General features: G+C 72.0%; 8 protein-coding genes. 6 read left to right on the top strand and 2 right to left on the bottom strand.

From position 1 onward, the window contains the following. The 3 genes from ABZV94_RS11390 to ABZV94_RS11380 form a co-directional block, all read left to right on the top strand. On the top strand, positions 1–922 hold a 922-nt coding region (locus tag ABZV94_RS11390; protein ID WP_356339663.1), incomplete at its 5' end, for an AIM24 family protein. 12 nt (positions 923–934) lie between these two features. Then, a complete protein-coding gene (locus tag ABZV94_RS11385) occupies positions 935–1,615 on the top strand; it encodes an AIM24 family protein (protein WP_356339661.1) in 681 nt (226 codons plus the stop codon). Positions 1,616–1,632: 17 nt separating this feature from the next. Then, on the top strand, positions 1,633–2,388 hold the full coding sequence (locus ABZV94_RS11380; RefSeq protein ID WP_356339659.1) for an AIM24 family protein: 756 nt from the start codon (positions 1,633–1,635) through the stop codon (positions 2,386–2,388). A gap of 48 nt (positions 2,389–2,436) precedes the next feature. Here the strand turns inward: ABZV94_RS11380 and ABZV94_RS11375 are convergent, their stop codons facing one another. After that, positions 2,437–2,958 carry an NUDIX hydrolase gene (locus ABZV94_RS11375; RefSeq protein WP_356339657.1) on the bottom strand — a complete coding sequence of 174 codons (522 nt, stop codon included), beginning with the start codon at positions 2,956–2,958 and terminating at the stop codon, positions 2,437–2,439. Then, entirely contained in the window at positions 2,955–4,421 is a 1,467-nt protein-coding gene (locus tag ABZV94_RS11370; RefSeq protein ID WP_356339655.1) for a zinc-dependent metalloprotease, read from the bottom strand. The genes ABZV94_RS11375 and ABZV94_RS11370 overlap by 4 nt, the downstream gene beginning before the upstream one ends. Before the next feature lie 192 nt (positions 4,422–4,613). On the opposite strand from ABZV94_RS11370, the gene ABZV94_RS11365 reads away from it, so the two are divergent. The 3 genes from ABZV94_RS11365 (at position 4,614) to ABZV94_RS11355 (ending at position 7,910) form a co-directional block, all read left to right on the top strand. Further along, positions 4,614–5,777: an SDR family oxidoreductase gene (locus tag ABZV94_RS11365; protein ID WP_356339653.1), complete on the top strand. Its 1,164-nt coding sequence runs from the start codon at positions 4,614–4,616 to the stop codon at positions 5,775–5,777. Positions 5,778–5,892: 115 nt separating this feature from the next. Then, positions 5,893–6,354: a molybdenum cofactor biosynthesis protein MoaE gene (locus ABZV94_RS11360; protein ID WP_356339652.1), complete on the top strand. Its 462-nt coding sequence runs from the start codon at positions 5,893–5,895 to the stop codon at positions 6,352–6,354. Between the two features lie 458 nt (positions 6,355–6,812). Continuing rightward, positions 6,813–7,910: a PDZ domain-containing protein gene (locus ABZV94_RS11355; protein ID WP_356339650.1), complete on the top strand. Its 1,098-nt coding sequence runs from the start codon at positions 6,813–6,815 to the stop codon at positions 7,908–7,910. The last annotated feature ends 50 nt before the right edge of the window (positions 7,911–7,960 follow it).

Genomic DNA, 7,960 nt, shown 5'->3' with positions numbered 1-7,960 from the left:
GCACGCCGCGCCGACGGTGATCGCGCCCCTGACCCCGCCCGCAGGCGGCACCGTCCCGCCGCCGGCCCCCGCCCCGTACGGCCAGCCGCCGCAGCAGCCGTCCTACGGCGGTCGGCCCGGCGCGCCGATGCCCCCCGGACACGGCCCGCAGTCCGCCCCCTACGGCGGTCAGGCGTCCCCGCCCATGCCCCCGGGCTACGGGCAGGTCCCCGGCCAGCAGCCCGCCCCCTACGGAGTGCCGCAGGGCGCGCCCCAGGGCGGTGCCGGGGTGACGGCCGCGCTCCAGACGTTCAAGGAGACGCCGACCGGGCAGCGCTGGACGCAGCAGAACAAGAAGCTCATCCGCGTCGACCTCGGCATCGGCGGCCAGCCCGTGCTGGCCAAGCAGGGCAGCATGGTGCTCTACCAGGGCAAGGTCGACTTCAGCTACAAGGGCGCCGGATTCGCCGGGCGGATCGTCGGCAACGCCACCGGCCAGGAGATGCAGCTGATGCGCTGCACCGGCCAGGGCCAGGTGTTCCTCGCCGAGAACTCCACCCATCTGCACCCCGTCGAGCTCCAGGGCGACGCCATCTGCGTGTCCGCCGAGAACGTCCTCGCCTTCGACGAGAGCCTCCAGTACGAGGTCCGCCGCATCGAGGGCCACGGCATCCCGGGCGGCGCGCTGTTCACCATGCAGTTCCAGGGCACCGGCACGATCGTCGTCAAGACGCACGGCACGCCCGTCGTGCTGCCGGTCACGCCGACCACCTTCGCCGACTGCAACGCCGTCGTGGCCTGGTCGGCCGCGTCCCAGGTGATCGTCTCCAGCCAGGTCCGCATGCGCCGCAACGCCTACCCGGGCGACACCGGCGAGAGCGTCAACCTCCAGTTCCGGGGCGCGCCCGGCAACTTCATCGTCGTCCAGCCGTACGAGGTCTAGAGGGAGCCCGTCATGAACCAGCCGCTCGCGGGCTTCGCCCCCGCACCCGTCACCGCCCGCATGGAGAACCACGGCAACCACATGCTGAAGGTCGCCCTGCAGACCGGGAACGACCTCCTCGCGCGCGTGGGGTCGATGGTCGCCTACGAGGGCTTCATCCAGTACGAGCCGAACCCGCCGGCCGTCCGCCAGATCGCCCGCGACTGGGTCACCGGTGAGGGCGCGCCGCTGATGAAGTGCTCCGGCGACGGCCTGCTCTACCTCGCCGACTACGGCGCCGACGTCGTCGTGATCAACCTCAACGGCGACGGCATCTCCGTCAACGCCACCAACCTGCTCGCCTTCGACGCCCACCTCAGCTGGGGCGTGGAGCGCGTGAAGGGGCTCGCGAAGTTCGCCGGCCAGGGCCTGTGGAACACGAAGATCTCCGGGCAGGGCTGGGTGGCCCTCACCTCCCGGGGCAAGCCGATCGTCGTGGACTGCGGCGGCGGCGAGGACGAGACGTACGTGGACCCCGACGCGCTCGTCGCCTGGTCGCCGAACCTGAAGGTGAAGGGCAAGCGCAGCTTCAAGGCCCAGTCGCTGATCGGCCGGGGCAGCGGCGAGGCCTACCAGATGGCCTTCTCGGGCCAGGGCATCGTCGTCGTCCAGCCCAGCGAGGACAGCACCGACCGCCTCCGGATCCGGGGCTGAGGGGGAGCCAGAACACCATGCAGAGCCCGCTTTTCGCGCACAACGACATCCAGACGCAGGAGCGCTGGAGCCTGCAGAACCCGCAGATGCTCCGGGTCACCCTGGAGGGCCACGACGACCTGCTCGCCCGCAAGGGCACCATGGTCGCCTACCAGGGCCTGGTCGAGTTCGACGCCGAGTACCGCAGCAACGGCCAGGCACGCGCGCGTGCGCACACCGGCGAGGGCCTGGACCTGATGCGCTGTCACGGACAGGGCACTGTCTACCTCGCGAACCTCGCCCAGCACGTGCACATCATGGACGTCGAGCAGGACGGGCTGACCGTCGACAGCTCCTACGTCCTCGCCATGGACTCCTCGCTGCACCACGAGGTCACCGCCGTCGACAGCCTCTACGGCATCTCAGGCTCCGGCAAGTACCAGCTCAACATCACCGGACGCGGCCGGGTCGCCCTCATGACCTCCGGGGCGCCGCTGCTGATGCAGGTCACGCCCGACCGGTACGTCAACTGCGACGCCGACGCGATCGTGGCCTGGTCCACCGGGCTGCGCGTGCAGATGCAGGCCCAGACGCACTCCTCCGGCGTGTGGCGCCGGCGCGGCAGCACCGGCGAGGGCTGGGAGCTGAGCTTCATGGGCACCGGCTTCGCGCTCGTGCAGCCCAGCGAGCTGCTGCCGCCGCAGAACGCGGTGATCGGGCAGGGCCTCGCCGCCCAGTTCGGCATGGGACAGCAGGGCGCGCGCGGACAGAACCAGGGCAACGTCTGGAGCTGAGCCCGAACAAGCGAGGGGTGACCGCCTGTGCGGCCACCCCTCGCACGGTCACAGCCGGGCGCGCGTGGCGTCCAGCAGGCGGACGACCGACGTGTCGGCCACGCCCGGCACCTCGTCGTAGGCGTACCAGCGCAGGTCGAGCGACTCGTCGCTGATCGCGTGCGCCGCGCCGGGCGGGGCCAGGACCGCGTACTGGACGTCGAAGTGCCAGTGGCACGGAGCCGGGATGGGATGCCGGTCCAGTCTCACCGGGCCGCCGGGAAGCAGCGTCAGCCCGGTGATGCCGGACTCCTCGGTCGCCTCCCGCAGGGCCGCAGCCTCCAGGGTCGGGTCGCCCGGCTCGCAGTGGCCGCCCATCTGCAGCCACATCCGCAGCTTCCGGTGCAGCGTGAGCAGCACCCGGCCGCGCTCGGGGTCGATCACCAGGGCGCTGGCCGTGAGATGACCCGCGTGACAGGCCTTCCACAGGCCGTCCGGGTGGGCCGCCAGATGGTCCAGGTAGGCCTGGCGCAGCTCTTCCTGGCCCTCGTACCCCTTCAGGACGAGGACCGCGTCGTCGTACAGGCTCACTCGGTGTCGTCGCCCTCGCCGTCGCCGCCCTCGGCCTCGCTGTTCCGGCCGCCGTCCTTCTTGCGCAGGTCGGGCTTGCCCGAGCCGCCCGCCGCCTCGCCGAGCATCTTGTCCAGCTCGGAGAAGTCCAGCTGCTCGCGGTGGACGAAGCCGTCCGGGTCGTCGAGGTCCGTCGCGGTCGGCAGCATGTCCGGGTGGGCCCACAGGCCGTCCCGGCCGTCGACCCCGCGCGCGTCCGTGAGCGAGGCCCACAGACGGGAGGCGTCGCGCAGCCGGCGCGGACGCAGCTCCAGGCCGATCAGCGTGGCGAACGTCTGCTCCGCCGGGCCGCCGGTCGCGCGGCGGCGGCGCAGCGTCTCGCGCAGGGCGTCGGCGGACGACAGGCGCGGCTTCGCGGCGGCGTGGACCACCGCGTCCACCCAGCCCTCCACGAGCGCCAGAGCGGTCTCCAGACGGGCCAGGGCGGCCTTCTGCTCGGGCGTGTCCTCCGGCTGGAACATGCCCTGCTGGAGCGCGTCCTGCAACTGCTCCGGGTTCTGCGGGTCGAACTGGCCGACCACGTCCTCCAGCTTGGCCGTGTCCACCTTGATGCCGCGCGCGTAGCCGTCGACCGCGCCGAACAGGTGCGAGCGCAGCCACGGCACGTGCGCGAACAGCCGCTGGTGCGCGGCCTCGCGCAGCGCCAGGTACAGCCGCACCTCCTCCTGCGGCACGCCCAGGTCCTTGCCGAACGCGGCCACGTTGGCCGGGAGCAGCGCGGCCTTGCCGGCCGGGCCCAGCGGCAGGCCGATGTCGGTCGAGCCGACGACCTCGCCCGCGAGCACGCCCACGGCCTGCCCGATCTGCGTGCCGAACATGGCGCCGCCCATCGAGCGCATCATGCCGATCAGCGGGCCCGCCATGGCCTGCATCTCCTCCGGCAGGACGTCGCCCATGGCCGCGCCGACGCGCTCGGCGACCGGGTCGACCAGCTCCTGCCAGGCGGGCAGGGTGGCCTCGACCCACTCCGCGCGCGACCAGGCCACCGCCGAGCCGGAGCCCGACGGCAGGGACGTCGCGTCGTCCAGCCACAGGTCGGCGAGACGGACGGCCTCCTCCACCGCCTTGCGCTCGGCCGGGCCGACACTGGCGTCCTTCGTGCCGTCCGAGGTGCCCTGGGCGACCGTCTGGCGGGCGATCTGCTTGGCCATGTCCCAGTTCACCGGGCCGCCCTCGTACGAGAGCATCTGGCCCAGCTGCTGGAACGCGGCGCCCAGGTCGGTGGGGTTCAGGGAACCGAACATGGCTGCGAGCGGGTTGTCGGCGCCGGGGCCGCCAAAGCCGCCGGCTCCGGGCAGGCCGCCGAAACCGAACGGATTGGCCGGTCCCTGCCCACCACCGCTCTGCTGGTCCTTCTTCTTGCCCTCGTCGCCGTCTTCCGGCTCCTCCGGCGGAAGGCCGAAACCGAATGGGGTGTCACTCACGGGATTCCTCGGCTGGTAAGGCCACCGGTTTCGCTCCGGCGGCGCGGCTGCCCGACAACACCACCCAGCGTAGACACCCCGACCCGATCGGGCCTCGGTGCTTCGCCCACGGAACGCCTGCGGCAGGATGGATGCACCTGGTACGTACGCGTCACTCGCGCCCGTACTGAAGACAACCGCTGGAGACGCCCGGTGAGTTCCCCAGATCCACAGGTTCGCGCAGCGCGAAACCACTCAGCCCACCCGTCGCCCGACCACCGCCCCTCGACGACGGCGCTGCGCGCCGGCGAGACGACTGCCGTGCGCGGGCCCGTCGTCGCGGTGACCGGCGCCGCCACCGGGGTCGGTGCCCTGCTCACCGAGCGACTCGCCGCCTCCGAGGAGATCAGGCAGGTCCTCGCCATCGACGAACGGCGCGGCGAGTGCGCCGAGGCGCAGTGGCACATCCTCGACGTCCGCGACCCCGCCATCGCGGACAAGCTGCGGGGCGCCGACGTCGTCGTCCACCTCGCGCTCGACCTCGACCTGGAGACCGATCCGGCGGCGCGCACCGCTTACAACGTCCGGGGGACACAGACCGTCCTGACCGCCGCCGCGGCGGCCGGCGTGCACCGGGTGGTGCTGTGCACCTCGGCGATGGTCTACGGCGCGCTGCCCGACAACGAGCTGCCGCTGTCGGAGGACGCGGAGCTGCGCGCCACCGCCGAGGCGACCGGCGTCGGGGACCTGCTGGAGATCGAACGCCTGGCCCGGCGGGCCCCCCGCGCGCACCCGGGCCTGAACGTCACCGTGGTACGGCCGGCCGTCCTGGTCGGCGGCACGGACACCGCGCTGACCAGGTACTTCGAGTCGCCGCGGCTGCTGGTCGTGGCCGGGTCGAGGCCCGCGTGGCAGTTCTGCCACGTCGAGGACCTGTGCAGCGCCCTGGAGTACGCCGTGCTGGAGAAGGTCGACGGGGAACTGGCCGTCGGCTGCGACGGGTGGCTGGAGCAGGAGGAGGTCGAGGAGCTGAGCGGCATCCGGCGGATGGAGCTGCCCTCGACGGTCGCGCTCGGCGCGGCGGCCCGGCTGCACCGGATCGGGCTCACCCCGTCCCCGGCCGGGGACCTCGCCTACACGATGTACCCCTGGGTGGTCAGCGGGAGCCGTCTGCACGATTCCGGATGGCGGCCGAAGTGGACCAACGAGGAGGTGCTCGCCGAGCTGCTGGAGGAGGTGTCCGGGCGGCACACCGTGGCCGGGCGGCGGCTGGGCCGGAAGGACGCGACGGCCGCCGGTGCGGCGGGGGCGACGGTCGCCCTGCTGGGCGCGGCCGCTGTCGTACGGCGGGCGCGGAAGGCCCGGCGACGCGTCTGACGTGCGGGGAGCAGCCGATGCGGAAGCCCTGCTGTAGGAGCCTCCAAGCGGCCCGCGCGCGTGCCTGCGGAAACTCGTATTCCGCGTTGTCGTCAGCGTGGGGCACGATGGGGGCATGGCGCATACGAACGATCACCCCGGTGAGCAGGCGGCTCAGGACCCCATCAAGCTGATCGGCATCCGGGAGACCCCGCTCTCCGTGGACGAGGTGTTCCAGGCCGTGGGCGACGACGCGGCCGGGGGTGTCGCGCTGTTCGTGGGGACCGTGCGGAACCACGACGGCGGTGCCGACGTGGACGCGCTCGGGTACTCCTGCCACCCGAGTGCCGAGGCCGAGATGCGGCGGGTCGCGGAGAAGGTCGTCGCGGACCACCCCGTGCGGGCGCTGGCCGCCGTCCACCGGGTGGGGGACCTGCGGGTCGGCGACCTGGCCGTCGTCGTCGCCGTGGCCTGCCCGCACCGTGCGGAGGCCTTCGACGCGTGCCGCAAGCTGATCGACGACCTCAAGCACGAGGTGCCCATCTGGAAGCACCAGAAGTTCTCGGACGGCACGGAGGAGTGGGTCGGCGCCTGCTGACCCCGTCCGACGGCGGCTCCGCCGGTCTCGGCCCGGCGCCCGCTGACTCACTCCAGGCTCCGCTCACTCCCCCCGCTCACCCGTCTGGTCCTCCCCCTTCCCCCGAAGGCGTCACACCGGGCACACCATTCGCTCGGGTTGCGTAACCGGCCCCCTAGCGTGAGCGTTGTCCGTGCAGGCGGTTAATCTGCTGATCAGTCATTTGCGGACGCTCACGGCGTATGGGAGGTCGGCATGGGGGTGCTTGTCTGGCTGTTGATCCCGCTCGTGGCCGCGGTCGGCGGTGGCCTGTGGGGAACGTGGGCGAATCGGACCCGCAAGACGCGGAGCGACGGCCCTGAGCTGGACGGATACGCCAGATTCCGCGAGGCCATGGAGAGGTCCCACACGGGTGCGCGCGGCGCCTGACGCGGGAGCCCTGACGGTGCGCTGACAGGGGCGTCCCGTACTGTCGTGCCATGCCACGCCGCACCGCGACGATGCTCGCCTCGACCCTGATGCTGATCGCGCTCCTGTGCGCGGGAGTCCTCATCCCCGTGCCGTACGCGGAGATGTCTCCCGGCCCGACCGTGAACACGCTCGGCGAGCACGACGGCGAGCCGGTGCTGCAGATCTCGGGGCACAAGACCTATCAGACGGACGGCCATCTGAACATGACCACCGTCCGCATCACCAGCGCCGACTACCGGATGAACCTCGTCGAGGCCGTCTACGGCTGGCTCGCCCACGACAGCAAGGTCATCCCGCACGACACGCTGTACCCGGACGGCAAGACGGAGGAGCAGTCCACCCAGGAGAACGCCGAGGAGTTCAGCCAGTCCCAGGAGAGTGCCAAGGTCGCCGCCCTGAAGGAGCTGGGCGTCCCGGTGAAGTCCTGGGTGATCGTCTCCACGGTCGTCAAGGGCTCCCCGGCGGAGGGCAGGCTGCACGCCGGTGACGTGATCAAGGCCGTGGACGGTACGGCGATCAAGCAGCCGTCCGACGTCGCCAAGCTGGTCACCCGGCACAAGCCGGGACAGAAGGTCGTCTTCACCGTCGTACCCGCCAAGGACCAGGCCGCCGCAGAGAAGGCGAACAGGACGGCGACCAGGACGCAGAACGTCACGATCACGACGACGGCCTCCCACGACACCGGGGCCAAGCGGGCCATCGTCGGCATCTCCGCCGGGACCGACCACACGTTCCCGTTCACCATCGACATCAAGCTCGCCGACGTCGGCGGTCCCAGCGCCGGCCTGATGTTCGCCCTCGGCATCTACGACAAGCTCACCCCGGGCAGCCTCACCGGCGGGAAGTTCGTCGCCGGCACCGGCACCATCGACGACAGCGGCACGGTCGGCCCGATCGGCGGCATCGACATGAAGACCCTCGGCGCGAGGGACCGCGGCGCCCAGTACTTCCTGACCCCCGCCGACAACTGCGCGGCTGCCGCCAAGGACACCCCCGGCGGGCTCACCCTGGTCAAGGTCAAGACCATCGGCGACGCGCTCGACGCGCTGAAGGACATCCGCACCGGGGACACCGCCGCCCTGCCGAAGTGCACCACCAAGGGCTGAGCGGGCCGTGACACGGCTGGGGGCGCCCCTGACCGTCAGGGGCGCCCCCA

It is taken from the genome of Streptomyces sp. NPDC004658, from assembly GCF_040609555.1.
Classification (GTDB): Bacteria; Actinomycetota; Actinomycetes; order Streptomycetales; family Streptomycetaceae; genus Streptomyces.
Note: the sequence above shows the minus strand (reverse complement) of the source record. Positions and strands in the feature narration are given on the sequence as shown.

Excerpts from the sequence above, each read along its gene's own strand:
- ABZV94_RS11385 (WP_356339661.1), top strand. The coding sequence starts at position 935 with ATGAACCAGCCGCTCGCGGGCTTCGCCCCCGCACCCGTCACCGCCCGC.
- ABZV94_RS11380 (WP_356339659.1), top strand. The coding sequence starts at position 1,633 with ATGCAGAGCCCGCTTTTCGCGCACAACGACATCCAGACGCAGGAGCGC.
- ABZV94_RS11360 (WP_356339652.1), top strand. The coding sequence starts at position 5,893 with ATGGCGCATACGAACGATCACCCCGGTGAGCAGGCGGCTCAGGACCCC.
- ABZV94_RS11355 (WP_356339650.1), top strand. The coding sequence starts at position 6,813 with ATGCCACGCCGCACCGCGACGATGCTCGCCTCGACCCTGATGCTGATC.